Source organism: Leifsonia sp. NPDC058230 (assembly GCF_042882245.1).
GTDB lineage: Bacteria > Actinomycetota > Actinomycetes > Actinomycetales > Microbacteriaceae > Leifsonia.
Map to the genome: position 1 here is coordinate 166,871 of NZ_JBHVWM010000004.1, position 24,711 is coordinate 191,581.

A 24,711-nucleotide genomic window follows, 5' to 3' on the forward strand; every position below is an offset into this window, starting at 1 on the left:
GGTCGGGGTCTCGTCGTTCACCGCGGGTGGGCGGCAGCGCGCAATGCCTGTTCCGGCCCGCCGCGGGAGTCCCGCAGAACTCAGCCGACCTTGTGCAGCCAGACCACGCGTGTGTCGTCGCTGGCGTGCCGGAACGGCTCGAGCTCGTCGTCCCACGCCTGACCGAGCGCCAGTCGCAGTTCGCGGTGCAGCTCCATCGGGTTGGCACCCGCGATCTCCATCGCGTAGCGCACCCGGTCTTCGGGGATGACCGTGTTGCCGGCTGTGTCCGTCTGGGCGAAGAAGATACCGAGATCGGGCGTGTGCATCCAGCGGCCCCCATCGGTGCCGAATCCGGCGTCCTCGGTGACCTCGAAGCGAAGATGCTCCCAACCGCGCAGAGCCGAGGCGATGGCGGCGCCCGTGCCCTGGGGCCCCTCCCAGTAGAACTCGGCGCGCTGGGCGCCCTTGAGCACCGGTTGCGTCTCCCACGTGAAGTTGACGGCGCGACCAAGAGCGCGACCAGCCGCCCACTCGATGTGGGGGCAGAGCGCGCCAGGTGAGGAGTGCACGTAGAGCACTCCCCGAGCTGCGTGTGCTGCCATGAGTTTCCTCCGTCTCGATTCGGTACGTCTTCCCCAACGACCGATCGACGCGGCAACCATGCAGCACGCTATGAAATTGGAATCGACCTCACGGCCGACGCTTCGAATTATGCCGTACAACCCACCGAAGTTACAAGATTGTGATTCGGCGGTTCATCCGTCGCTTCCGAGAAGCTGGTAATAGCATACTGAGTATGTCCGTTCAGAACGGTTTCCTGGCTCTTCTCACGCTCGGCCCGGCATACGGGTCGCAACTGCAGAGCGAGTTCCTCGCCCGCGCAGCGCATCGCCGGCAGTTGAACGCGGGGCAGGTCTACTCCACTCTCGAGCGGATGACCGACCAGGGCCTGATCGCGCCGGCCGGCACGACCGACGACGGTCTTCCGCTCTACGAACTGACGGATGCGGGCAGCGAGCAGGCACGGCAGTGGCTCACCCACGGTCCTCACGACAGCCGCCCCGACTGGGACGAGATGCAGGATCAGACCCTCGTCGCCGCATCCCTCCCCGATGCTGACGCGCCACACGTGCTGGCCGACTACCGCCTCTCGTACACCGAGAAGATCCGCGAGCTCGCGCATGATGCCGATTCGCGCGCACTCCTGGCCGCGAATCGTGCTGCAGAGCTCGGCGCGAAGGCTGCGATCGAGTGGATCGACGAGGTCGCGGCGACGCTCGCCGCGCATCCGGAAGCCTTGCTCCAGGAACGATCGTCCGACCGCCCGCGTCGCGGCCGACGGCCGGGGAGCTAACGCCGCACCTCAGTGCAGCAGTTCACCGGCCTTGTTGAGCACATTCTTCTCGCCGGCCTCGATCGGCACGGCGAAACGGTTCTGCGCCGGGGGCAGCGGGCAGTTGAAGTTGTAGCTGAAGGCGCAGGGCGGCAGAACGGCCAGGTTGAAGTCCAGCGTCACCGTGCCGTCAGGGTTGGGAGCGACGAAGAGGAAACGACCGACCGAGTAGGTGGAATCGCCATTGGTGGTGTCGGAGAACACCAGCTGGAGGGCGCGTCCGGCTTTGAATGCCGCGAGGTTGTAGTCGACGCCGTCTTTGCTGAAGGTGATCTCGCCGGGCACGACCAGATCGCGGGTCTTGCCCTCGTCTTTCAGGTGCTCGAAGCCCACCGCCTTGCCGCCCTCGATCTCCGTGAACGTCGCCCGGATGATCCACGATGGGTCGAAGTCGAACGCGTCGATGGAGCCGAACTCCTGGATCGCCTCGGAGTTCGCATCCCACACCCGCAGGGCGTACTCGCCCTCATCGCTGGCGATGACGAAGCCCGTCACCGTGTCGCTGAAGGCGATCTCGCCGGGGTTGGGGTCGTCCTTGCCACGCACGATCGCCTCACCGTCGACCAGCTGTCCGTCCACGACGATGTTGTCGGCGGCGGTTGCCGTGACCTTCAGGCCGGACTGCCCCTTCGGCAGCGGCGACCACAGCCCGGGGACTCCCCAGATCGGCTGGGCAGGTGCCGCCGGATCGCCGCTGATCCACTGCGTGTTGACCAGTGCCAGGCTGCCCTTGGGCGACGTCACGGCCATCTCCCGACGCTCGTGGTAGCGCGCCAGGATCTCGCGGGGGTCGACGGGGGCGGTGGCGGTGTCAGTCATGGTGTCCATCCTCATTCAGCTCGGGATGATCAACCAACTTCGACACAGCTTTATGCCGCCGGTTGATCATTTCGCCTCCGCATAGCTGTCGACGATCGCGGCCACGACCGGAAAGTCGACCGGGAAAGCACCGAAGAGCAGCCTCCCCGACTGCTTCGCCGCCTCGACGACCGCCTCGGCCGTCTGTTCGGCCAGCTCTGCGGGGGTGTGGACGATCACCTCGTCGTGCAGGAAGTACACCAGGTGCGGCCCGTCCTGCAGGCGACCGGGAGACAAGGCACTCAGTCTCTTGCGCAGATCGGCCATCCAGCAGAGCGCCCATTCCGCGGCGCTCGCCTGCACCACGAAGTTGCGGGTGAAGCGGCCCCAGTCGCGGGCCTGACTGCGGGCGCGGCGCTCATCCGCAGCGGTCGACTCCGCCTCGGAGGCCGCCGATTGCGCGGCCATCCACGACGCGCCCGGCTTGGGCGAGCTGCGACCGAGGCGCGACGTGACGATCTCCCCCCGCTCGCCCGCCCTCGCAGCCTCTTCGACGAGGCGCACGGCTCGCGGGAACGCACGGGTGAGCCGCGGCATCAACCGCCCGCTCTCCCCCGTCGTGGCCCCGTACATCGCACCGAGCATTGCGACCTTCGCGTGCGCACGCTCATCGACGGCGCCCGACGCGACGATGCCCTCGTACAGGTCCTTGCCACGGCCGGCCTCGGCCATCGCCGTGTCTGCGGAGAGTCCGGTCAGGATGCGCGGCTCCAGCTGGGCCGCATCCGCGACCACCAGCTTCCACCCGTCATCGGCGACGACGGCGCCGCGCACCTGCTTCGGCAGCTGCAGTGCGCCGCCACCACGCGTCGCCCATCGTCCGGTGACGACTCCCCCGGGAACGTAGTCGGGCCGGAAGCGGCCGTCGCTGATCCAGGCGTCGAGCCACGTCCATCCGTTGGCCGTCAGGAGCCGCGAGAGCTTCTTGAACCGCAGGAGCGGGTCGATCACAGGGTGCTCCAGCTTGCGGAGCTCCCACGACCGCGTCGAAGTCACGATCAGTCCGGCGCGGGTCAAGGCACGGATCAGATCGGGCGGGCTGTCCGGATTGAGGCCCGGAGCCTCGAGCGATACCCGGATCTCCCCCACGAGACCCTCGAGCACAGGCGGACGGCTCCCGGAGCGCGGACGCTGTCCCAGCAGCTCGGTGAGCAGAGCGTCGTGCCGTTCGGCGCTGTATGGCAGACCCGCGAACCGCATCTCTGCCGCGATCAGCGCGCCCGCGGACTCGGCGGCGAGGAGGAGGCGCAGGCGGCCCGGGCTCGTGCTGCCCGCCACCGCATCCTGCTGCGACGCGAACTCCTGGAGCGGGCTGGGTCGCTCGGCCACGGGATGCGCGTCGGCCGCATCGAAGTCGAAGAGCGTCGCCGCGGCGGCCGGCGGCGCGTCCTCGAGCACGGGGGCCGCATCCCACACCCCCAGCGGTGACCTGGCCAGCGCTGATCCGGACGAGAGCGCGGACATGCGGAGGATCGTGTGACTGAGCTGGAGATCGACGCAGCGCTCGACCCGCACACCCGCTCTCAAAAGCTGCGGATACCAGCTGCGGGTGTCGCTCCAGACCCACCGCGGGCTTCGGCTCTCTGCCTGCGCGACGTACCGCGGCAGGGCGTCGGCTTCGATGGTCTCTTCGCCGAGAACCGCCCCGTCGTCTTCGACCCGGATCGCCGTGACGACGGCGGACCCTGACCGGTCGAGAACGATGTGCACGCCCCCATTCTCCTGGGCACCGGAGACATTCTCGCGCAACCCATTGTCAGCATCCGCAAAGGTGAGGATAATTCACTACACCCGAAGGGCCGACCCGAAAGGCGATCGACGATGACCGCATTCTTGTACGACAGCCAAGGCACCTGGATTGCGTTCCGCGCGGACGAGAACGGCAAGCACCTCTTCAACCCCGACGGCGAATGGATCGGCTGGTTCCCCTGGGGGGACGACGATGCCTGCACCCGCGACGGCCGCTACCTCGGCACGGTCATCGGCAACCGGCTGCTCGCCCGCGAATCACCCGCGTTCCGTGGAACGCCCGACTACCCGGGTGCGCCCTCGCACCCCGGCCAGCCCGCGTATCCGGGCGCCGGATCGTACCTGAGCGTGCCCACCGGCTTTCTCGACGTGCCCGCCTCGGCGCTGTGGCCCGCCGGCTGGGGACGAAGCGTGGCGTCGTAGCGTCCTACTCGGCGAGGGCAGACAGGCGCGCCCGCAGCTCCGGCCAGGAACTGGCGAAGCCCGGATGCAGGGGCAGCTCGGCGACGTCGGCGATCGGCACCCAGCGCAGCTCGATGCTCTCCACATCGGCCATCCGTTCCTGGAACGGCTTCACCACCTCGGCGGCGACGGTCGTGTAGGACCAGAAACCGAGATCGAGCGTGCTCGTGAACAGTACGTCGACCGCATCCGGCGGCACGGCAGCCTCTTCGTTCGCCTCGCGCAACGCGCCGTCGACCGCCGACTCGCCCTCGTGCCTGGCGCCGCCCGGCAACCCCCAGGTGCCGCCGAAGTGACTCCAGTCGGCCCGGTGCTGCAACAAGATGCCGCGCCTGGCGTCGTGCACGAGCAGGCCGGCCGCACCGAACCTGCCCCAGAATCGTTCGCCGTTCGGGCCCTCGACCCACGCATCGCCGGAGTTCACCCTCCCACGTTAGCGCCGGTCGGCCGGGAGTCTTCTCTGTGCCGGCCGAATGCGGCATAGGGTTACGTACATGTCGTGGGGAACGGGGTGATGGCCGCCGTGCGAAGCGCCGGCATCCTGCTCTACCGCCGCGCTCCCGACCTCCAGGTGTGGATCGCGCACATGGGCGGCCCGTTCTGGGCGCGCAAGGACGAGGGCGCCTGGTCGATTCCGAAGGGCATCGTGGAGCTCTCTGATGTCGACGGGGAGCTGGCGGCCGCACTGCGCGAGTTCGAGGAGGAGATCGGGACGGCGGCGCCGGCAGTCCCGTACGAATTGCTCGGCGAGTTCGCGCAGCCGTCGGGCAAGACGATCGTCGCCTTCGCCGGCGAAGCGGACTTCTCGCCGCAGACGATCGTGAGCAACACGTTCCCCCTCGAATGGCCGCCACGGTCGGGGAGGATCCAGGAGTTCCCCGAGGTCGACGATGCGCGCTGGTTCCCGATCGGCGAAGCGCGCTCGAAGGTCGTGAAGGGGCAGCGCTCGATCCTGGATGCGCTCGAAGCAGGGACGGGCGCCGAACGGAGCGGGCGGTGAGCGTGCAGTCGCGCATCGCCCGCCTGGTGCCGGGGCCGCATCGGCCTGCTCTGGTCGTCACCCTCATCATCGCGATCTTCGCCGCGCTGTTCACCGCCTCGTACAGCCTCGCCATGGCGAACCCGAAGCCCCACAATGTGCCGATCGGCCTCGTGTCGACCGTGGTGACGCCGGCCGAGCTCAAGGCGGCACTCGCCGAGCCTCCGACGACGACGTTTCTCGTCTCGACGTTCCCGTCCACGCCGGACGCACTCGCCGCCATCGAGGACCAGCGGATCTACGGCGCGCTCGTGGATGACGGCACGGCCGGGACGCTCTACATCTCCAGCGCGTCCGGCGACTCGGTCGCGCGGTTGCTCGAGGCGGACGCGCCCGTCATCGAGACGAGACTCGGGCATCCGGTCACCGTTATGGACACGCATCCGCTGAGCCCGAATGATCCCTCCGGGCTGGTGCTCTTCTACGTGCCGCTCGCCGCCGTGATCATCGGGTTCCTCGGGGCCGTCCAGACCCGCACCCATGCGACGAAGCTGACGTTACGAGGTGAACTCGGCTGGGATGCGGTCCGCTCCGTCGTCGCCGCGTTCGCCATCGTTCTGACCATCGGGGTGATCCTCCGGCTCATGCCCCTGCCCTTTTTCCCCTCCTGGGGAGTGATCGCCCTCACGATGCTCGTCGCCGGTATGACGTACAACGTGTTCCGCATGCTGATCGGAGCACGCTGGGCACTGCTGCCGACCTGGGTCGTCTTCGTGCTGATCAGCAACCCGGCCTCGGGCGGGGCGGTCGCGCCCGCTCTCCTTCCCCCGTTCTACGAGTTCATCGGCCGCTGGATGCCGACCGGCGCGGCCGTCAGCGCCATCCGCGACCTGGCCTATTTCCCCGGACACGTGCACGCCGAACCATTCATCGTTCTCGGCATCTGGCTCATCGTCACCACAGGCCTCTACGTGACTTTCCGCCTCTACCGCTACGGCGCGGGTGCTCCCGGTGACGTCGTGAACGGAGCCATCCGCCCGTTGGCGACACGGTAGGGCGGGCGTCGCCGGGCGCGAAATCACCCTGATCGGGCGATCCCGGAATGGGTTGCGCTCGTGCATTCTTATGGCGAAAAGGGGGGTCGCCATGGATACCGTCGTGATCATTCTCCAAGCGTGCGTCGTCATCGGAGCCATCGTGCTGGGGGTCAGGACCGGTGGCATCGGGCTCGGCCTCTGGGGCGTGCTCGGCACGGGAATCCTCGTCTTCGGGTTCCGCCTCCCACCGGGTTCGCCGCCCATCGACGCGTTCTTCATCATCATCGCCGTCATCACTGCGTCGTCGGCGATGCAGGCGGCGGGCGGCATCGACTACCTGGTCTCGATCGCGTCGAAGATCATCCAGCGCAATCCGAAGAGACTCACCTATGTGGCACCGCTGGTGGCGTTCGTCTTCACCGTGCTCTCCGGGACGTCCAACATCTTCATCGCGCTCATCCCGGTCATCTACGAGACGGCGTACCGCAATGGCCAGCGGCCGGAGCGTGCGCTGGCCTCGGCGACGGTCACATCTGGCCTCGGAATCACCGCCAGCCCGGTCTCTGCCGCGATGGCCGCCTACCTCGTGCTGATCGAGGCGAAGGGCTTCACGCTGCCTCAGGTGCTGCTCATCACCATCCCGTCCGCGATCATCGCGTGCATCGCCACGTCGTTCGTTCAGCAGCGCATCGGCAAGGAGCTGGTCGACGACCCGACGTTCCAGAAGCGCGTCGAGGAAGGCGCTGTCGAGGTGCCGGCCGCTCTCACTGCTCAGTTCGCCGCCGTCGGCTCTGCCGGATCCGGTCCGGCGATCGCCGTCACGGAACCCGGGCGGAGAGGCCGGAAGGCAGCCGCGCCCGCACCGATCGAGCACACGGTTCCACCCGGCGGCAAGACGGCCGCCTGGATCTTCATGGCGGGCACGCTCCTGGTCGTCATCCTCGGACTGTTCCCGGACCTCCGCCCGGCGTTCCCCGACGCCGAGGGCGAGCTCGTCCCCCTTTCGATGTCGATCGTGATCGAGATGGTGATGTTCACAGCCGCCCTGGTCATCATCCTCGTGCGGCGGGTGAAGCCGTCACTGGTGGTCGAACAGCCACTGCTCAAGGCCGGGTACGTCGCTGCGGTAGCCCTTTTCGGTATCGCGTGGATGGCGGACACCTTCATCTCGGCGAACGAGGAGACGATCATCAAGCCACTCGGGGAGCTCATCCAGGCGCAGCCGTTGCTCCTCGCGGTCGCGCTCTTCCTGGTCTGCGGCCTCACCACGAGCCAGTCCGCGACGACGAACACCCTCATCCCGATCGCCATCGCGGCCGGTCTCGCGCCCGGAGTCATCACAGCGATGTGGCCGTCGCTGATCGGTGTCTGGCTGTTCCCGGCCAACGGCGGTCAGATCGCCTCCGTCGAAACCGACCGGACAGGATCGACGAAACTCACCCAGGTGCCGATCTGGCACTCGTTCACCGTTCCGATGCTCGTCTCGTGGGTCGCGGTCGTGGTGTCGGGTCTGGTCATCCAGCTGTTCGTTCACTGATCGCCGTCGAAGCGCGGGAGGAAGAGCAATGTCAGAGTCAACGAAATCCGGAGCCTCGGCACTCATGCCTGAGATCATCGAGCGGCTGGAGACACTCGTGCGCATCCCCTCTGTCGCCTTCCCTGGGTTCGATCCCGAACCCGTCCGACGCATGGGCGAAGCAGTCGTCGAGCTCTTCGAGGCGGCCGGCGCCGCCGGTGTGCGCCTCCTCGACGTCCCGGGCGGCTATCCCTGCGTCTACGCGGATCTGCCCGGCCCCGAGGGATCACCGACGGTGATGCTGTACGCGCACTACGACGTCCAGCCGGCGCCGGCGAGCCAGGGCTGGCAGAGCGAACCGTTCGAGCCGGTGACGAAGGACGACGGCCGCATCTACGGACGCGGCGCCGCCGACGACAAATCCGGGCTGGTCATCCACTACGGCACGCTCAAGCTTCTCGGCCCGGATCGTCCCTGCCACGTCAAGATCCTGGTCGAAGGCGAAGAGGAGACGATCTCTCACCTGGAGGACTTCGTCGAAGCGAACCCGGACCTGTTCGGATGCGACGTCGCCGTGATCGCAGACATCGGCCCACAGGCGGTCGGCAGACCAGGCCTCACCACAGCCCTCCGCGGTGACGTCGCGTGCACCCTCACAGTGCGCACGCTCGCGAACCCGGTGCACTCGGGCATGTTCGGCGGCGCTGCCCCGGATGCGATGACCGCCATGATCCGGATCCTCGACACGCTCCACGACGCCAACGGCGACACGACGATCCCCGGAGTGGACAGCGGCCACTGGGACGGCGCCGCGATGGACGAGAGTGTGTACCGCGACGGCTCGGCCATTTTGCCCGGTGTGGAGTTCCTCGGCACGGGCTCGCTGTCGGACCGCATCTGGATGAAGCCCTCGGTCACGGTGCTGGGCATGGACCTGCCCAACACAGCCGAGGCGTCGAACGTGCTGCTGCCTGAGGTGACGGCGAAGCTCTCGATGCGGATCATCCCCGGCTCGGATGCGGACGCACAACTCGAAGCTCTGATGGCCCACCTGCGGGCACAGCGGCCCTGGAACTGCGAAGTCGTCGTCGAGAAGATCAAGACGGGTCACCCGTTCGCAGTGGACGAGTCGCACCCGGCGATCGTCGCGGCGAAGGATGCGTTGACGGATGCGTACGGTGCGCCGGTCGAATCCATCGGCAGTGGTGCCTCGATCCCCCTCGTGGCGTCGCTGCAGAAGGTGGCGCCCAGTGCAGCGATCGTGTTGTGGGGCGTCGAGGACACCGAGAAGTCCCGCATCCACGCGTCGGACGAATCGGTCGACCCTCGAGAGATCGAGCGCATGATCGTCGCCCAGACCGAGTTCATCCAGAAGTTCGCGCAGTCGTGACAGAGCGACCTGGCAGCAGACTCGCCACGACCATGCCTGCGATCGCGACCACGACCAGCGGGGACAGCGCGAGCACGTAGTTGTCGTTCGGTCCACGAACGTCGAGCACGAGCAAAGTTCCGACTATCGCTGTCCCGAAGCTCGACCCGAGATTCGAGATGCTCCGCGACAGGCCGGAGATCTCCCCTTGCTTCTCCTCCGGAAAGGCCGACTGCACCAGATTGACACTCGGTGTGAGCATGACTCCGAGCCCGATGCCGATCGCAAGCAGGCCCCATGCGAACGCCCACGCGCCCGGGACGGCGCCGACGATGAGCAGCAGGAGCAGGCCGACGCCGGTTATCAGGAACCCGGTCACGATCAGCGTCCGCTGCGCGAATCGCTTCACAAGGGCCCCCGCGGCCAGGGAGGAGCCCAGGATCCCGACCGTGGCGGCGCTGAAGATGACCCCTGTCTCGATCGCGTCATAACCCCGGACCACCTGCAGGTGGCTCGCGACGAGCATCGACGTGCCCATCAGCAACAGCCACTGGAGGTTCTGCGTGACCAGTCCCAGATTGGAGATCCGACTTCGGAACAGCGTCGTCGACAGCAACGGCTCGCGGCCCGCGGACTCCCGCCGTCGCACCCAGACGAAGAACAGTGCGATGATGCCGGCACCGGCCAGCAGGAGCACGAGCGCGAACACGAAACTGTTGTCGACCGCAAGGATCCCGAGCACGAAGACGATCAGTCCGGATCCGGAGAGGATCGCCCCGACCAGGTCATAGGGCCGGTCGGGTTCCGCCGGTCGCGGATCCTTCAGACGAAGGGCCAGAACCAGGATCACCACGATGATCAACGCCTGGAATACGAACGCGGCCCGCCAGCTGATCGTCGCGCAGATCCACCCGCCGATCAGGGGTCCGGTCGCCGCGCCGACACCGCCGGCAGCACTGACGAGGCCGAACGCGCGCGCCCGATCGGCGATTCCGGTCCAGTACATCGTCACCAGGATGTAGACCGGCGGGATCAGCAGCGCTGTGCCCGCGCCTTCCAGGATGGAGTTGCCCAGGATGAGGAACCCGAGACCCGGCGACAGGGCACTCACGACAGCACCGACCCCGTAGATGGAGAGCCCGAGAACGAAGCAGAGTTTTCGCCCGAGCTGGTCTGTCAGCTTGCCGAACGGAATCATCAGTGCGGCCATGACGAGAAGGAAGAGGGTGATCGAGATCTGGATGGCGTGAACGCTCGTATCCAGATCGCGGCTCATGTCATTGAGCATCACGTTCATGTTCGACCCCGCGAACGAGCAGATGAACTGCGCGAGCGCGAGCGGCAGCAGAGCCCACCACCCGGTCGTCGCGCTCCGTGGAGTGACGGGCGCTGACATCGAACTGCCGGTCATAGCGCTTCTCCTTCGGGGGCGGGTCGCGATCGCCGCTCTGTCACCGACGTCGTCTCTCATCAGGATGCGGGGATGGAGGTTCGTGCCGAGGCCCAAGCTAGTTGCCGATCGCGGGCGCTGGATCACCCGGTCAGGGTGATGTCTGACCCGATGCGCGGTCCCAGGCTTCGTATAGGTTCGCTCCGCGTCCGCCGGAGCACCTCGGCCGGGCGCCGAGACGGACCGATGACGACGGGAGCACTGAGATGGCCGATCAGCCGTATGTGGCGATTGCTGCGCAGTACGGAAGCGAAGACGAGGCGGTGGCCGATTTCGACCAGCTGCATGCGCATTTCAAGGACACCGGAAAGCACGCGGCGTTCGATGCCGCCGTCGTCGTGCGCGACAAGGAGGGCAACGTCGCCATTCCGAAACGGGATGACGGGGCCAAGCACCACGGCGGCAGGAAGGGGCTGGCCATCGGGCTGGCGAGCGGACTGGTCGTCGCGCTCTTCCCGGCGGTCGCCCTGGGTGGCGCCCTCCTGGTCGCCGGTGGCGCTGGAGGCGGTATCGGTGCCCTTGCCGGGCACATCGCCAACAAGTCGTCGGCGGAGGACCTCAAGACGATCAGCGAAGCGCTGGACGCCGGGAGTGCCGGGATCGTCATCGTCGTCGACCCGGCCGACGCTGACGACGTGGAGAAGCTGCTGACGCACGCCACGCGGGTGACCAGAAAAGAGATCGCCGTCGACGACGAGCAACTCGACAACGAAGTCCAGGACGCGAGGGACTAGCGCACGGACGCCCGTACTCGGTGTTCGGGGCGATGGGTAGCATGCAACGCATGACCATCAAACTCGAGAACGTCGGCATCGCCGTCCGCGACATCGAAGCAACGATCTCCTTCTTCACCGACCTCGGTCTCACCGTCGTCGGCCGGGACACGATCAGTGGCGAGTGGGCAGATACCGCGGTCGACCTCGACGGCAACCACGCCAAGATCGCCATGCTTCAGACCCCGGACGGTCACGGGCGCCTCGAGCTCTTCGAGTACATCCACCCGGAAGCGATCGAGACGGAGCCCACCCGCCCCAACGAGATCGGGATGCATCGGGTCGCGTTCTCTGTCGACGACATCGACGAAGCCCTGAAGATAGCCGCCCGGCACGGATGCCACCCCCTTCGCGGTGTGGCGACCTATGAAGACGTCTACAAGCTCACGTATCTCCGCGGCCCCAGCGGCATCATCGTGATGCTCGCCCAGGAGCTCACGAAGAGCTGACGGCTTCGTTGTCCGCTTCCGTACGGACTGCCCGATGACTCTCAGGAGCCGTACGTGGCCATCATCGCGCCGAACATCGACAAGATCTCTGCGGACGCCTTCGATCCCAGAACGCCGGCCGGCCGCCGGACTCTCCGCGGCTTGCTCGTGTTCGCCGCATCCATCGTCGCCGCAGGGGTCGTGATCGGGCTCGTCGTCGCCGTGCAGTGGGCGATGGCTCTGCAGCCGGGAGGGCAGTAATCGCACACATTGGCCCGCCTCTGAGCTGGAGGCCTACGTCGCGTAGCGGACGTTGACGTTGCTGATGGTCCCATTGAAGCGGAATGGCATCTTGTCGTAGTAGTCGAGCGATACGGAGCCGCCGAGGCAGCGACCGACATCGAAGCAGTCGTTCGCGCTGAATGCCAGCGGGGCGCTGATTGGGACAACGCCGCTCGCATATTCCTCGCCATTCACGCTTATGACCACCTTCAGTGGGCCGCCGGGTCTCGCCTCGACGTAGCTGGTCTCGACGGTGATCGTCGCGGCCCCGGCTGGCAGTGGTGCGCTTCCGCGTATCTTGGTGCGTTGGATGATGAACAGGTTGTACTCGTAGCAGAGCACCCCGTCGTCGATGTAGCAAGTGAGGCCGCCGCCGGCACCGCCCAGCGCGTAGAGCACACCGTTCGCGTTGGCGGGGATGTCGAGATCAATCGTCACCGTGTTCGCCCGGTTGCCGAGCGCTGGAGCGCAGAACTCGGGCATCCGGATAATGTCGCCGGTGAAGTTCCATTCGCGGTACGGGCTGGAGATCCTCATCTCCGGATGGAACACGAGTACCCAGAGTCCGCCGCCGATCGGGTAGACGCTGTTCTTCGCGGCTTCGATCGAGAACGTCTCTTTCAGCTGCGCGAGCTTCTCCGGCATCGCAGCTGCAAGGTCGTCGGCCTGAGTCCAGTCCTCGTCGAGGTTGTACAGCTCCCACACGTCGGAGTCGGGTGTCCAGTCCTGGATGCCTGGAGGCATCCCCTGCACCCAGGGCGCGCGGGGTCCGAACGCGGATGCCATCCAGCCGTCGTGGTAGATCGAGCGGCTGCCCATGATCTCGAAGTACTGGGTCTTGTGCCGCGCCTCGGCAGCAGCGTCGTCGAACGTGTTCGCGAAGCTCACCCCGTCGATCGGGATCTGCGTGACCCCGTTGACGACGAGCGGCGGCGTGATGCCGAGCACGTCGTAGATGGTCGGGACGATGTCGGTGCAGTGCACGAACTGGCTGCGTGGTGTGGGGTCGGCTTCGATTCTCGCGGGCCAGCGCACGGCCATCGGGTTGCGTGTGCCCCCCAGGTGCGAGGCGAGCAGCTTCATCCCCTTATAGGGTGTGCTTCCGGCCCACGCCCACGCGGCGTTGTACTGGTTGTCGACTTTCGGGGTGCCGAGTACGTCGAGGCCGCCGATCTCGTTCATCGCCGCGATGTGTTGGGCGACGGTCGAGGGGATGCCGTTTTGCGAGAGCAGCTCGCTGATGGTGCCGTTCTGGCCTTCGCCGGACGATCCGTTGTCGCCCCAGATGTAGACGATGAGGGTGTTGTCGCCGTAGCCGAGCGCCTCCACTTCGTCGACGAGTCGGCCGGCCTGCACATCTGCGTGCTCGGCGAACCCTGCCGCCACCTCCATCAGGCGCGCCTGGAAGGGACGCTCCTCTTCGGGGATGTCGTCCCAGGCTGAGAGCCGCGCATCCCGCGGCGTCAGTTTCGCGTTCTTCGGGATCCAGCCCTTCTCGATCGCGCGCTTGTAGACGCGCTCCCGGTAAGCGTCCCACCCGTCGTCGAACTTGCCCGCGTACTTGTCCGCCCACTCCTTCATCACGTGATGCGGGCCGTGCAGGCATCCGGTCGCCCAGTACATGAAGAACGGCTTGTCCGGCTCGAGCGCCTTGTGGTTGTGCAGCCAGTGGATGGCGTCATCGGCCAGGTCCTCGCTGAGGTGATAGCCCTCCTCCGGCGTCTTCGGCGGAAGCACGGAAGTCGTGTTGCGCACGAGGTTCGGCTCGTACTGCGACGCCTCACCCGCCAGGAACCCATAGAAGTACTCGAACCCGATGCTGCTCGGCCAGTTGTCGAACGGCCCGGCCGCGCTGGTCTCGATCGCCGGCGTGTTGTGCCACTTCCCGAACGCCGCTGTCGCGTATCCGTAGTCCCGCAGCACCTCGGCGCCGAGAGCGCTGCTCTTCGGGATCTCGCCGGCATACCCGTCCCAGTCGTTGGCGAGCTCGGCGATCTGGCCGTTGCCGATCCGGTGGTGGTTGCGGCCGGTCAGCAAAGACGCCCGGGTGGGCGAGCACATCGCTGTGGTGTGGAATCGGTTGTAGCCGATCCCTTGATCGTGGATGCGCGACAGCGTGTCTGTGCGCACTTCGCCGCCGTATGTGTCGGGCAGACCCGGCCCCGCGTCGTCGATCAGGATGATCAGGATGTTGGGCGCATCATCCGGCAACCGCTTCGGCTCCACCCGCTGGTGGTACTCCGACTCCTGCATCGTCCGACCCGCGGTGCTCGCAGATGGTGTGGGAGGGAAAGGCAGGACTTCTTGCGGGTTCATCTGTTTTCCTGACTAGGCGAGCAGTTTGGCCTTTTCGGTGGCGAATTCGTCGTCGGTGAGAAGTCCCTGCGTATGCAGAGTCGCGGGCTGCTGGGTGTGCGCCATCAGGTCGTTGCCTGGGCCGACCTCCTTCGGACCGACTCCCTCACCGAACCCGATCTGAACAGTCTCTGCGAGGGCATCGCGGTCGGCGTCATCCACGTAGGGTGATCCCTCGGCCTTTGAGCGCGCCGCCTCTTCCTCGGCCTTTACCTCACCCCGATCGGATGATGTGCCACGCTTTTCGGTCGCGATAGTTTGCAGCGAGGCCCGAACGGTGACTCTGCGCCGCGGTGTGTTGGCGACGTCGATCCCCTGGAAATGAAGGAGCTGAACAATGAGCCCTGCTGCATCCGGTGAGTCGGGTCGGGATCGCATGAAGCTGCCTATGGCAGATCCCGGCTTCGGCGGGGTGATGGGCGAAACTCTCGGCACCTCGACGCCTGACTGGGCGATTCAGGCGCCGCTGATTCCGCCGGAGGGTGCTCCGAATATCCTGTTGGTGCTGATCGATGATGCGGGTTTCGGCAATCCGAGCACGTTCGGCGGTCCGATCGACACCCCGAACTACACACGGATGGCCGACGCAGGGCTGCTCTACAACCGTCTGCATGTGACCGCGCTCTGTTCGCCGACCCGGGCCGCTTTGCTGACCGGTCGCAACCACCACGCGGTTGGCTTCGGATCTATCGGTGAACTCCCCGGCCCATTCCCTGGGTACACGGCTGCGCGCCCCAATACCGCTGCACCGTTCCCTCAGGTGCTGCAGCTGAACGGGTACTCGACGGCTGCGTTCGGCAAGTGGCACATGACGCCGAACAACGCGCTCGGCCCGGACGGCCCGTTCGACCGCTGGCCGAACGCGTGGGGCTTCGATCACTTCTGGGGCTTTCTGGGCGGCGAGTCTGGTCAGTACGACCCGATGATCACCGAGAACCAGACCACGCACACCCCCCTCGGCGGCCCGACGGATCGCGATTTCTACCTGCCCGATGCGCTGACCGACCACGCGATCGGCTGGCTGCACGGGATCACGGCCCACGGCCAGGAAAAGCCGTGGTTCATGTACTACTCGACCGGGTGCAGTCATGCGCCGCACCAGGTGCCACCCGATTGGAGTGCGAAGTACAAGGGCAAGTTCGACATGGGCTGGGACGAGTACCGCAACCAGACATTCGCCAAGCAGAAGGAACTCGGCGTCATCCCCGCGGATGCTGAGCTGACACCGCGACCAGATGCGATGCCCGCCTGGGACTCCCTCTCGGATGCCGAGAAGAAGTACTACGCACGTCAGATGGAGGTCTACGCCGGCTACTCCGAGAACGCCGACTACAACGTCGGCCGGCTGATCGACGAGCTCGAGCGGATGGGGCAGCTCGAAGACACGCTCGTCATCTGGATCTGGGGCGACAACGGCGCCAGCCTCGAAGGCACCACCACCGGATCGTTCAACGAGTTCACGATGCAGAACGGCATCCCCCTCACCAACGACCAGCAGATCGCCCTCCTCAACGAGTACGGCGGGGTCGAGGCGTGGGGTGGTCCGGACCTTCTGCCGCACTACTCGGCGGCGTGGGCCTGGGCAGGGAACACGCCCTTCCAGTGGGGCAAGCAGGTCGCCTCACATCTCGGCGGCACGCGCGACCCGATGGTGATCCACTGGCCCGCCCGCATCCACGCCTCAGGCGAAGTGCGCAGCCAGTTCACCCACGTAATCGACATCGGCCCCACCATCCTCGACATCGCCGGAATCCCCCAACCGACGTCCGTGAACGGCATCGAACAGATGCCGGTGCACGGGTCCAGCTTCAAGGACTCCCTGTTCGCCGCGGACGCGCCCGAACACAACACTCAGCAGTACTTCGAGATCTACGGAAACCGCGGAATCTACAAGGACGGTTGGTGGGCGGCGAGCATCCTGCCGCGAATTCCGTGGGATGCGAGCCCCGCGACGATCGCCCAGTTCGCCCCCGGCGTCTTCGACCCGCACACGCTGAAATGGGAGCTGTACAACCTCGATGAGGACTTCAGTCAGGCGCACGACGTCGCGGAACAGTTCCCGGACAAGGTGAAGGAACTCGACGAGCTCTGGTGGTCAGAGGCGCGAAAGTATGACGTTCTCCCGCTCCTGGCCGGTCTGTCAGCGTTCTTCGGCATTGTGCCGCCAATCCCGGCGAACCAGAGTCACACGTACTGGGGTTCCGACGTGCAGAACGTACCCGAGGGAGTGGCGCCGCCGATCAAGAACCGGTCGTACACGATCACCGCTGATCTCGACGTGCCGGCGGAGGGCGCCGAAGGAGTCATTGTCGGCGCGTATGACCAGATGGGCGGCTACAGCCTCTACGTCAAAGACGGCAAGCTCAAGCACACGTACAGTTTCCTCGGCATCGATATTTACCGGCAGCAATCGTCGGTCGACTTGCCCGCCGGCCGGAAAGTGCAGGTGGCGCTTGAGTTCGCGGCGGATACTCCGGCGCTCGGCACCGGGGGGACTGTCACGTTGTCGATCGACGGCCAAGCCGTCGGGTCTGGGCGGATGGACCGCACCGTGCCGATCATCATGGCGCCCTACCAGGGCCTGGACATCGGCGCCGACAACGGAGAAGTCGTCGACAAGGAATACGAGGACCTAGCGCCCTTCGCCTTCAGCGGCACCATCGAGAAGGTGGTGTTCGACATCCGGCAACCCGCCGATCCGAATGAGAACGCCGAACTGCACCGAACCGAACACGCCGAACGGCAAGCCCGACACATCGACTCATAGTCCCGGGCAGATCAACTGGTCCGCAAGGCTACCGATTGAGGTTCTCGGTGGGCCTGGCTGGGCCGATTGTTCCGGCGTACATTTTGAGGTGCCCGATCGTGTCACCGATTCCATTGCCCCCGGGCGGGGGCCACGCGAATATCGGTTCTGTCACTCTTTCAAACCCGTGATCGGAGCCCTTCGTCATGACTATTCTCACCGCCCCGAGTCCCCTCGTGACCGCTGCCAAGAAGTTCGGCAGCGCCTGGTGGATCCTGCTGATCGTAGGGATCGCCTGGATCGTGATCGGGTTCGTCGTCCTCCGATTCGACACCTCCACCGTGTACGTCATCTCGGTGGTGTTCGGCATCCTCCTGCTCCTCTCGGCCGCCAATGAGATCTTCCGCGCGACGATCACTCTGGGAGGCTGGCGCGTCTGGCACATCCTCTTCACCGTCCTGCTCGTCATCGGGGCGGTCATCGCGTTCGTGAACCCGGGCGCGACGTTCGAGTCGCTCGCGATCGTCGTCGGCGTCTACTTCGTCTTCGTCGGCACCTACGACATCATCGCGAGCCTCTTCAGCATCTCGCTGAGTCCCATCTGGTGGCTGCAGTTGCTCTCCGGCATCGCTGAGCTCGTCCTCGGTTTTCTCGCCTCCTCCTCGTTCTCCTCCGGCGTCGTCGTCCTGGTCACGTACGTCAGCGTGCTCGCAATCTTCCGCGGCGTCGCCGAGATCGGGGCCGCCTTCAGCGTGCGCCAGGTGGCGAAGACCGACAGCTGATCCGAACGTCGACAGACTCTTATCCGCAACAAATGAAAGGAAGAACAAATGGCACTCTCAGACCACCTCGAGAAACTCTCGAAGCAAGCCAAGTCGGTCGAAGACTCCGTGAACTCGTTCAACGAGGACACGGCGGAGAACGTCACCGCCAAGCGGGCCGAAGCCAAGAAGTCACTCGATGAGACCAAGGTCAGGATCGGCGATCAGATGAACGCCGACGCCGACGACTTCGCCGCCTCGTGGGCGGCTGTGCAGAAGTCCGTCTCCGACAGTTTCGACTCCCTGCAGGACGACATCGCCAAGAAGCGCGCTGCGCGTGCCGCGAAGAAGGCGGAACGTTCGGCTGCGGACGCCGAGCTCGACGCAGAGGACGCCGTCGACTTCGCGATCTACGCACTCCAGGAGGCGGAGTACGCGATCCTGGACGCCGCATACGCGAGGGACGAAGCCAACCAGCTTCAGAAGGGGTAGACGACAGAGAGGGTGGGCGCGCAGGCTTCGAAGTGCGCCCACCATTCCCCTACCCCGCTCCGGACGGACGAAGCAATGACCGATACCCAGCCCTCCAGTCTCCTGCCGAAACTGACGGAGACCTTGCTGTCCACCGCCGCCGACCTCCCGGCTCGACTGGCCGAATCCATCAGGCGGCGAGTGCCCAGCTACCGCCAGCCGTCGCCCGTAACCGACCAAGAACTGCTGGATTCGTGCACGGCGCATGTCGGCTTCATCTCATCCCTGGGCGCGCCTGATCCTGAACGCGATAAGACGGTTCGGACGATCGGAGCGTCCCGTGCCCGGTCGAACTTCCCGCTCCCCGACGTGCTCGACGCCATCCGGGTCGGCTCGGAGTTCATCTGGGGTGAGATCGTCGACCACGCCCAAGCCTCCGGGTCCGCATCCGATGCCGAGCTGGTGACCGTCGCCGGTCAGGTGTGGTCGATGAGCGATGAGTTCGTCGGCCTCATGAGCGCGGGATACCGCGACGAAGAAGAGCTCCGACTCATCAACGGCGAGCGCGAACGCTACGCACTCATCGACACCGTGCTGAGCGGACACGACCAGCCGAACTCGACTCTCTGGCAAGCCGTCGACAGGCTGGGCCTCCCTCGCAACCGGCCCTACGTCGTCGTCGCCGTCGAGGCGCAGGGAGACGGCCACGTTCCCACGCCTCGTATCGATCGGCGCCTCCTGGAAGACCAGATGGAGTCGGCCTGGTTGCTGCGCTCCGATGTCGAGCTCGGCATCGTCTCCTGTCTCCACGAGCAGACCCACTCGGTGCGGAAGTCGCTGCAGCGCTATCACGTGCGGGCAGGGATCAGCCCGGTCACCGAGGACTTCGGGCACGCCCCGCAGGCGGTCCGGCTGGCCCGCACATCCCTCGCAGCCTCCGATGAAGGTGAGGTGACGTTCTTCTCCGACTCGCCGGTCACGACCATGGCCGCCGGCGCACCGGATGTGGCTTCCGAACTCTCCTCCATCGTGCTCTCCCGGGTCCTCGAACTTGCCGATCCCGAAAAGGAGCTGATCCTGGAAACCGTTCGGGCCTGGTTCGGTACCGGCGGCTCGGTCGCCGACACCGCGCGGGCGATGTTCGTCCATCCCAATACCGTTCGGAACCGCCTGCGCCGACTCGAGACTCTGACCCAGCGAAGTCTGTCCGACCCTCGCCATGCCGCCGAGCTGTACCTCGCCGTCGTCTCGCTCAGATGACGCGGAAGTCTTCGGGTTAGCGTCGGCAGCATGCTTTGCCGAGTCGTCACCGTCCTTGCCGTCGTGTGTGCTGGAGTGCTTCTCGCGGGATGCTCGACGATCGAAGGGCTCGCACCCCGGCGCGGTGGGTCGCGACACGAACGCTGTTTCCGACAAGCCGTGCATCCCGCGAAACGCCGCGCCCGCTCCGTTGCCGACGGCGACCCTCGATTCGCGAGTGGCCGAAGAAGTCCGAACCGCCGTCCGCGCCGTGGATGACCTTGCCGCCGTCGATATGGTGTTCGAGAAGACGTCGAACGCACAGACGACCTCACCCGACCCGGACCGCCCGGAATGCCTGGTCGTCTCGAATCACTTCTCGACCGCGGTGACCGTCATGATGTCCCCGAATGCGACCCCGGCCGAGGCCGCAGCCGTCCCGACGACGATGGCCAAGCACATCGCCTGGACGGGTGTGCGCCTGATACTGGCCGTCCCGGCCGCGTCCGGGCACATCGCGACCACCGTGCACTACGACGGCACCTTCGACCAGACGATCCCGATCCAGACGTCGATCGACGTGGCTCAGGGGCTCTCGCTGCTCGCGAAGACACCGCATGTGCGGTGTTCAAGGGCACCACCCTCCATGGATCGTTCGGCAACGGCGCCAAACCGTGACCGTGACCGGAAGTCCGAGAAGACTGGCTTCTGAATCCCTGCGCTTTCACCTATTGGACGGTTCGACGCGCGACTCGTACGCTCTGAAGCATGACGAACTCGGTGCCCACAATCGCGCTCAACTCAGGTAAGAAGATTCCGCAGCTCGGATTCGGGGTCTTCCTCGTCGACCCGGCCGACACCCAGCGTGTGGTCGAAGACGCCCTCGAGGTCGGCTACCGCCACATCGACACGGCGACCGGTTACAACAACGAGGCCGAGGTCGGTGCTGCCCTCCGGGCTTCGGGGATTCCGCGTGAAGAGATCTTCGTGACCACCAAGCTGCGCAACGACCACCACAAGGCGCGCGACGTGGAGGGCGCTTTCGCTCGCAGCCTCAGCGCGCTCGGACTCGACTACCTCGACCTGTACCTGATCCACTGGCCGATGCCGGCCAACGACTTCTTCGTCGACACGTGGCGCACGTTCGAGACCTTCGCGGCGGATGGTCGTGCGAGTTCGATCGGGGTCAGCAATTTTCTCGTGCCGCACCTCGAGCGGTTGCTCGCCGAGACCGATGTCGTTCCCGCCGTCAACCAGGTGGAACTGCATCCGATCTTCCAGCAGCGCGAGTTGAAGGAATTCCAGGCGAAACACGATATCCACACCGAAGCATGGGGTCCGCTCGGCCAGGGCAAGTACGACCTGTTCGGCCTGCCCGCCATCCAGAGTGCTGCCGCGGCGCACGGCGTCCAGCCCGCCCAGGTGGTTCTGCGCTGGCATCTGCAGTCCGGGAACATCGTCATCCCGAAGTCCAACCGGCGTGAGCGCATGGCCCAGAACTTCGACGTGTTCGGGTTCGAGCTCGACGAAGCGGAGATGGCTTCCATCGACGCGCTCGACGAGAATCGTCGCGTCGGCGGTAACCCGGCTGACATCAACTAGTCGGCTTCAAGCCGGGTCGCTGGTATCCGACCCTCGGCGTCGGCTCAGCATCGTCATCGCTTCGGTGAAGGTGCGGAACCGGATACGGCGACCCGGCTCACCGGGGTCGGTGACTTCGAACCCGGCCTCCGTCTGCTCGATGAAACCGATGGGGGACGAACCCTCGCCCTCATCCGGGCGTCGCGTATCGCTCACACGCCACTGAGTGGGCGAAAGCTCGGTCACCCTCAATCCGATGTCGACGTACACGAAGGTGTTGTGCTGGGTCATGTCCCCACTAGACACCGGTCCTGTGGGCGTGGCGAGGGGAGGACTTCCGTCGGGCCCTATGAGCGAGGCTTCACCGCGTTCAGGATGCGGGTCACGGTTTTGCGGTATCCCGGCCGCTTCATCTGCAGCCGGTGCCACGTGACGACCCCGACGGCGACGCTCACGGCACCCGGGACGGATACGCCCGCGATCAGCGGGCCCGTCTTGCGCGAAAGCAGCTGAGATGCCGCGAGGATCGATGCGCTGGCGAGGATGCCGTCGACGAGCTGCGGCACGGAACCGTCGGTGTCGTGCACCTTGAAGTCGACCGCGACCGTACCTGCACGCAGCTGCCCGAACACTTTGCGCACGTCGTCGGGCAGGGAGGTGAGCAACCGCTCCCAGGACTTCGTCGCCCGCACGAGACGGTGGGCAAGACGCCGGGGATCGAGCCGTTCCAGCGTCATCCTGCGAAGGTAGGGCTCGAGCAGATCGGTGATCGACTGAGATGTGCCCAGCCGCTGGCCGAGGCCTTGGAGCCGCAGCAGCACCCGGAAGAGAAGCGCGAGGTCGGACGGAAAAGTGAGTCTGTGCTTGCGAAGCAGGGCGGAACCGGATCGCAGCATCCCGGAAGTGTCCAGGTCGGCGACGCTTCCCTTGAGATACCGGCTCAGCCACAGGTCGATGTCGCCCCGAAGCGCATTGACGTCGACGTCGGCCGGGGCGTCGGTGATCTCGATGACCGCATCCGTGACGCCATCGACGCTCCTCTTCGACACGGCCAGCAGGAGGTCCTCGAGCTGCTCCTTTCTGGCGCCGGTGAGCCGCCCCACGTCGCCGAAATCAAGGATCGCGATGTGCTCGGGGTCTGGAAGTAGGAAGTTCCCGGGGTGCGGATCGGCGTGGTAGATGCCGTCGCGGAACACCATCTCGAGGTAGATGTCCGAGGCGCGACGGCTCAAGGCGTCGACATCCCAGCCGTCCCGCTCGAGCGCCGCGCGATCGGCGAAAGGCCGCCCGGTCATCAGCTCCATCGTGAGCACCTGCTTGGCGGACCGCTCCGGGTACGGCTTCGGGATGAGAACGTCCGGTTCTTCGGCGAAGTTCGCCCGGAACGTCTTCAGGCTGTCCAACTCCTGCGTCAGGTCGATGGCCGCTCGCATCATGGTGTCGAACTCGGCCACGAGCGTCGTCGGTGAGAACCGTGCGAGCTCCGGGTCGTTGGCCTCGGCGAACGTGGCGAGGGCGCTCATCAGTTCGAGGTCGCTGACGACACGTTCCTCGGCTCCGTCGTGGAGCACCTTGACAGCGACAGGGGTGCCGTCGTCGAGGATTGCGCGATGCACCTGCGCGACGGAGCCTGACGCCATCGGGTCGCTCTCGAAGGTCGCAAAGGCATCGGCGACCGGCATACCCAGAGCACCGGCAACACGCTTCTCTGCCAGCCCCGGCGCATCCGCCGGTACGGCCGCCTGCAGCTTCGAAAGCTCATCGGCGACGTCGACACCGACGATGTCGGGACGCAGGCTCAGCATCTGGCCGAATTTGATCCAGGTCGTGCCGAGCTCCGAGAGCGCAGACCGGAGGCGGGCGCCCGCGCTCATCTGCACGAGCGCGGGGTCGGCGTTCCGCTCGGCGAAGGATGCGCGGGCACTTCCGCTCTCGCCCGTCGCCGCAGCGGCGTTGGCCGCGAGACGCGCGAAGCCGTACCGGCGCAGCACTCTCGCGATCTCCGATATCCGGTGTCGTTGACGTACCATCACTCCTGCGACGTCGCTCATTCTCGCGGCCCTCCTGCCTACTTCGTCGGTTCTTCGTCGGCGGTCGCGTTCTCGCCATCCGTGACCACGACCCCGTCGACAGTGACCTCGGCGTCCGTGAGACCGTCGTTTCCCCGAGCAGCCGCAGAGGCGAGCAGGTAGTACTCCGCTTCTTGCAGGGCGTGAACGGCGAAATCGATCGCATTCGCCGCGTCGAGCTCTGCCTGCCCCGCTGTGGCCCCTGCCTGCTCGGCCGGATCGGTGGTACGAGCGGCGGCTTCGGCGCGGAGTGCTTCGAAGCCGTCGGAAACGGTGCGCTGCAGCCCCGCCAACCGGTCGGCGGTGGCGTCCGAGTCGGCCTCGAGCCTCTGGCCGAGCGTGCCCTTGATCTTCGACAGCGACTCGTGCAGTTCGCTCGCGCGGGCCTTCAGTTTCGCGTCATTGTCGGCGTGCAGGGCTGATGCGGATTCTTCGAGATCCTTGGCCTGAGTCCCGAGCTGGAGAATGAGGTCTGATAGTGCCATGTGTTGTCCTTTCGTGAGGTGTTCTTCGTATGAGCGTGGCGTCGCCGAGACACCACGTGGCCGGGACGGCAGCAGAAGGCCAGCGCGGCCAGGAAACTCAGCGGATCCCTGGCCGTGCCGATCGGGTCACACGTAGTAGGGATACGTGGGGTAGACGTACTCGTCGTACCAGTAGGGCGCGTAGCCGTAGTAGCCGTACACGTCGACGTAGTAGGCCTCGTCGTAGACGAGAGTCGGGTCGTACGCCGGCGCTCCACCGATCTTGTCCTTGTTCCGGTCGATCACGACTTCGTCGGCCGTGATCCGCGCAACGGCATCGACGGGGATCGCCGACGTCGTCTTGGAGAAGAGGTGGCCGTGGTTGACGACCAGGGCACGAACTCTGTTGGTGGTCTGGTCGACCAGCAGATCGTCGACTTTCCCGAGATCCTCTCCGGCACTGTCTACGACCTTGCGGCCGCGGATGTCCGCGTCAGGGTCGAGAGTCACCTCGTCGGTATCGCTCAGTCGGACCAGTTCGTTGGGGTTGTACGTAGCCATTTCTCTTTCTCCTCAGTTCGGTGTCGAGACGCATCGATTGCTCGACGCCCTCACCAAGCTAGGAAGGGACGCGGCCGGAATCTTGTACGAGCGTGAACGATGAAACTCCAATTCGTGCACATTGTTCCGGCGCACATTTCAGAGCGCCCAACCGTGTCATCGATTCCATTGCCCCCGAGCGGGGGC

At 65.9% G+C, this 24,711-nt stretch carries 26 protein-coding genes; 15 read left to right on the forward strand and 11 right to left on the reverse strand.

From position 1 onward, the window contains the following. Positions 1 to 80: 80 nt before the first annotated feature. Positions 81 to 584: a DUF3145 domain-containing protein gene (locus tag ACFVV0_RS13835; RefSeq protein ID WP_387064008.1), complete on the reverse strand. Its 504-nt coding sequence runs from the start codon at positions 582 to 584 to the stop codon at positions 81 to 83. 194 nt (positions 585 to 778) lie between these two features. On the opposite strand from ACFVV0_RS13835, the gene ACFVV0_RS13840 reads away from it, so the two are divergent. Further along, positions 779 to 1,336, forward strand: coding sequence for a PadR family transcriptional regulator (locus ACFVV0_RS13840; protein ID WP_387064011.1), 558 nt, complete (start codon positions 779 to 781; stop codon positions 1,334 to 1,336). A 9-nt stretch (positions 1,337 to 1,345) separates the two neighbouring features. Here ACFVV0_RS13840 and ACFVV0_RS13845 read toward each other — a convergent pair whose 3' ends face one another. Together ACFVV0_RS13845 and ACFVV0_RS13850 are read right to left on the reverse strand one after the other, a co-directional pair. Continuing rightward, positions 1,346 to 2,194 (reverse strand): DUF1684 domain-containing protein, encoded by an 849-nt coding sequence (locus ACFVV0_RS13845; RefSeq protein ID WP_387064014.1) that lies wholly within the window; start codon positions 2,192 to 2,194, stop codon positions 1,346 to 1,348. 66 nt (positions 2,195 to 2,260) lie between these two features. After that, entirely contained in the window at positions 2,261 to 3,943 is a 1,683-nt protein-coding gene (locus ACFVV0_RS13850) for a bifunctional 3'-5' exonuclease/DNA polymerase (protein WP_387064017.1), read from the reverse strand. 111 nt (positions 3,944 to 4,054) lie between these two features. Between ACFVV0_RS13850 and ACFVV0_RS13855 the strand changes: the two genes are divergently transcribed. Continuing rightward, positions 4,055 to 4,405, forward strand: a complete 351-nt coding sequence (locus tag ACFVV0_RS13855) for a 4-fold beta flower protein (protein WP_387064020.1) — start codon at positions 4,055 to 4,057, stop codon at positions 4,403 to 4,405. Between the two features lie 4 nt (positions 4,406 to 4,409). Here the strand turns inward: ACFVV0_RS13855 and ACFVV0_RS13860 are convergent, their stop codons facing one another. Further along, positions 4,410 to 4,868, reverse strand: coding sequence for an NUDIX domain-containing protein (locus tag ACFVV0_RS13860; protein ID WP_387064023.1), 459 nt, complete (start codon positions 4,866 to 4,868; stop codon positions 4,410 to 4,412). A 90-nt stretch (positions 4,869 to 4,958) separates the two neighbouring features. On the opposite strand from ACFVV0_RS13860, the gene ACFVV0_RS13865 reads away from it, so the two are divergent. The 4 genes from ACFVV0_RS13865 to ACFVV0_RS13880 all read left to right on the forward strand — a co-directional run bounded on the left by ACFVV0_RS13865 (position 4,959) and on the right by ACFVV0_RS13880 (position 9,366). Further along, complete coding sequence (locus tag ACFVV0_RS13865) at positions 4,959 to 5,444, forward strand: NUDIX domain-containing protein (protein WP_387064026.1); 486 nt, start codon at positions 4,959 to 4,961, stop codon at positions 5,442 to 5,444. Then, positions 5,441 to 6,478 carry a DUF3533 domain-containing protein gene (locus ACFVV0_RS13870; protein WP_387064029.1) on the forward strand — a complete coding sequence of 346 codons (1,038 nt, stop codon included), beginning with the start codon at positions 5,441 to 5,443 and terminating at the stop codon, positions 6,476 to 6,478. The genes ACFVV0_RS13865 and ACFVV0_RS13870 overlap by 4 nt, the downstream gene beginning before the upstream one ends. Before the next feature lie 91 nt (positions 6,479 to 6,569). Further along, the gene (locus ACFVV0_RS13875; RefSeq protein ID WP_387064032.1) at positions 6,570 to 7,997 is read left to right on the forward strand and encodes an anaerobic C4-dicarboxylate transporter; all 1,428 of its coding nucleotides are present in this window, start codon (positions 6,570 to 6,572) and stop codon (positions 7,995 to 7,997) included. A gap of 28 nt (positions 7,998 to 8,025) precedes the next feature. After that, positions 8,026 to 9,366: a M20/M25/M40 family metallo-hydrolase gene (locus ACFVV0_RS13880; protein ID WP_387064034.1), complete on the forward strand. Its 1,341-nt coding sequence runs from the start codon at positions 8,026 to 8,028 to the stop codon at positions 9,364 to 9,366. Here ACFVV0_RS13880 and ACFVV0_RS13885 read toward each other — a convergent pair. Next, entirely contained in the window at positions 9,341 to 10,756 is a 1,416-nt protein-coding gene (locus ACFVV0_RS13885) for an MFS transporter (RefSeq protein ID WP_387064037.1), read from the reverse strand. The two genes, ACFVV0_RS13880 and ACFVV0_RS13885, sit on opposite strands and share 26 nt — an antisense overlap. Positions 10,757 to 11,001: 245 nt before the next feature. Here ACFVV0_RS13885 and ACFVV0_RS13890 point away from each other — a divergent pair, with 245 nt between their 5' ends. Genes ACFVV0_RS13890 through ACFVV0_RS13900 form a run of 3 tightly spaced genes read left to right on the forward strand, consistent with a single transcriptional unit; the run spans position 11,002 to position 12,257 of the window. Beyond that, a complete protein-coding gene (locus tag ACFVV0_RS13890) occupies positions 11,002 to 11,529 on the forward strand; it encodes a DUF1269 domain-containing protein (protein WP_387064040.1) in 528 nt (175 codons plus the stop codon). A gap of 50 nt (positions 11,530 to 11,579) precedes the next feature. Further along, positions 11,580 to 12,017 carry a VOC family protein gene (locus ACFVV0_RS13895; protein ID WP_387064043.1) on the forward strand — a complete coding sequence of 146 codons (438 nt, stop codon included), beginning with the start codon at positions 11,580 to 11,582 and terminating at the stop codon, positions 12,015 to 12,017. Positions 12,018 to 12,071: 54 nt separating this feature from the next. Beyond that, entirely contained in the window at positions 12,072 to 12,257 is a 186-nt protein-coding gene (locus ACFVV0_RS13900; protein WP_387064046.1) for a hypothetical protein, read from the forward strand. Positions 12,258 to 12,290: 33 nt separating this feature from the next. On the opposite strand, the gene ACFVV0_RS13905 is transcribed toward ACFVV0_RS13900, so the two are convergent. Both ACFVV0_RS13905 and ACFVV0_RS13910 read right to left on the reverse strand, forming a co-directional pair. Further along, the gene (locus tag ACFVV0_RS13905; RefSeq protein WP_387064049.1) at positions 12,291 to 14,531 is read right to left on the reverse strand and encodes an arylsulfatase; all 2,241 of its coding nucleotides are present in this window, start codon (positions 14,529 to 14,531) and stop codon (positions 12,291 to 12,293) included. A gap of 75 nt (positions 14,532 to 14,606) precedes the next feature. Further along, positions 14,607 to 14,795 (reverse strand): hypothetical protein, encoded by a 189-nt coding sequence (locus tag ACFVV0_RS13910; protein WP_387064052.1) that lies wholly within the window; start codon positions 14,793 to 14,795, stop codon positions 14,607 to 14,609. Between the two features lie 226 nt (positions 14,796 to 15,021). On the opposite strand from ACFVV0_RS13910, the gene ACFVV0_RS13915 reads away from it, so the two are divergent. From ACFVV0_RS13915 to ACFVV0_RS13940, 6 genes are all read left to right on the forward strand, one after another. Further along, a complete protein-coding gene (locus tag ACFVV0_RS13915) occupies positions 15,022 to 17,400 on the forward strand; it encodes an arylsulfatase (RefSeq protein ID WP_387064055.1) in 2,379 nt (792 codons plus the stop codon). Between the two features lie 185 nt (positions 17,401 to 17,585). Then, on the forward strand, positions 17,586 to 18,161 hold the full coding sequence (locus ACFVV0_RS13920; RefSeq protein ID WP_387064057.1) for an HdeD family acid-resistance protein: 576 nt from the start codon (positions 17,586 to 17,588) through the stop codon (positions 18,159 to 18,161). Positions 18,162 to 18,209: 48 nt separating this feature from the next. Further along, complete coding sequence (locus ACFVV0_RS13925; protein WP_387064060.1) at positions 18,210 to 18,632, forward strand: hypothetical protein; 423 nt, start codon at positions 18,210 to 18,212, stop codon at positions 18,630 to 18,632. A 75-nt stretch (positions 18,633 to 18,707) separates the two neighbouring features. Continuing rightward, a complete protein-coding gene (locus ACFVV0_RS13930; protein ID WP_387064063.1) occupies positions 18,708 to 19,871 on the forward strand; it encodes a PucR family transcriptional regulator in 1,164 nt (387 codons plus the stop codon). A gap of 217 nt (positions 19,872 to 20,088) precedes the next feature. Next, positions 20,089 to 20,562, forward strand: coding sequence for a hypothetical protein (locus ACFVV0_RS13935; protein WP_387064066.1), 474 nt, complete (start codon positions 20,089 to 20,091; stop codon positions 20,560 to 20,562). A gap of 56 nt (positions 20,563 to 20,618) precedes the next feature. Further along, positions 20,619 to 21,452: an aldo/keto reductase gene (locus ACFVV0_RS13940; protein ID WP_387064069.1), complete on the forward strand. Its 834-nt coding sequence runs from the start codon at positions 20,619 to 20,621 to the stop codon at positions 21,450 to 21,452. Positions 21,453 to 21,458: 6 nt separating this feature from the next. Here ACFVV0_RS13940 and ACFVV0_RS13945 read toward each other — a convergent pair whose 3' ends face one another. The 4 genes from ACFVV0_RS13945 to ACFVV0_RS13960 all read right to left on the reverse strand — a co-directional run bounded on the left by ACFVV0_RS13945 (position 21,459) and on the right by ACFVV0_RS13960 (position 24,525). After that, positions 21,459 to 21,722, reverse strand: a complete 264-nt coding sequence (locus ACFVV0_RS13945; RefSeq protein WP_387064071.1) for a hypothetical protein — start codon at positions 21,720 to 21,722, stop codon at positions 21,459 to 21,461. Positions 21,723 to 21,778: 56 nt separating this feature from the next. Then, entirely contained in the window at positions 21,779 to 23,482 is a 1,704-nt protein-coding gene (locus tag ACFVV0_RS13950) for an ABC1 kinase family protein (RefSeq protein ID WP_387064074.1), read from the reverse strand. Between the two features lie 17 nt (positions 23,483 to 23,499). Next, on the reverse strand, positions 23,500 to 23,985 hold the full coding sequence (locus ACFVV0_RS13955) for a hypothetical protein (RefSeq protein WP_387064077.1): 486 nt from the start codon (positions 23,983 to 23,985) through the stop codon (positions 23,500 to 23,502). Positions 23,986 to 24,111: 126 nt separating this feature from the next. Beyond that, positions 24,112 to 24,525 carry a PRC-barrel domain-containing protein gene (locus tag ACFVV0_RS13960; RefSeq protein ID WP_387064079.1) on the reverse strand — a complete coding sequence of 138 codons (414 nt, stop codon included), beginning with the start codon at positions 24,523 to 24,525 and terminating at the stop codon, positions 24,112 to 24,114. Positions 24,526 to 24,711: the final 186 nt, after the last annotated feature.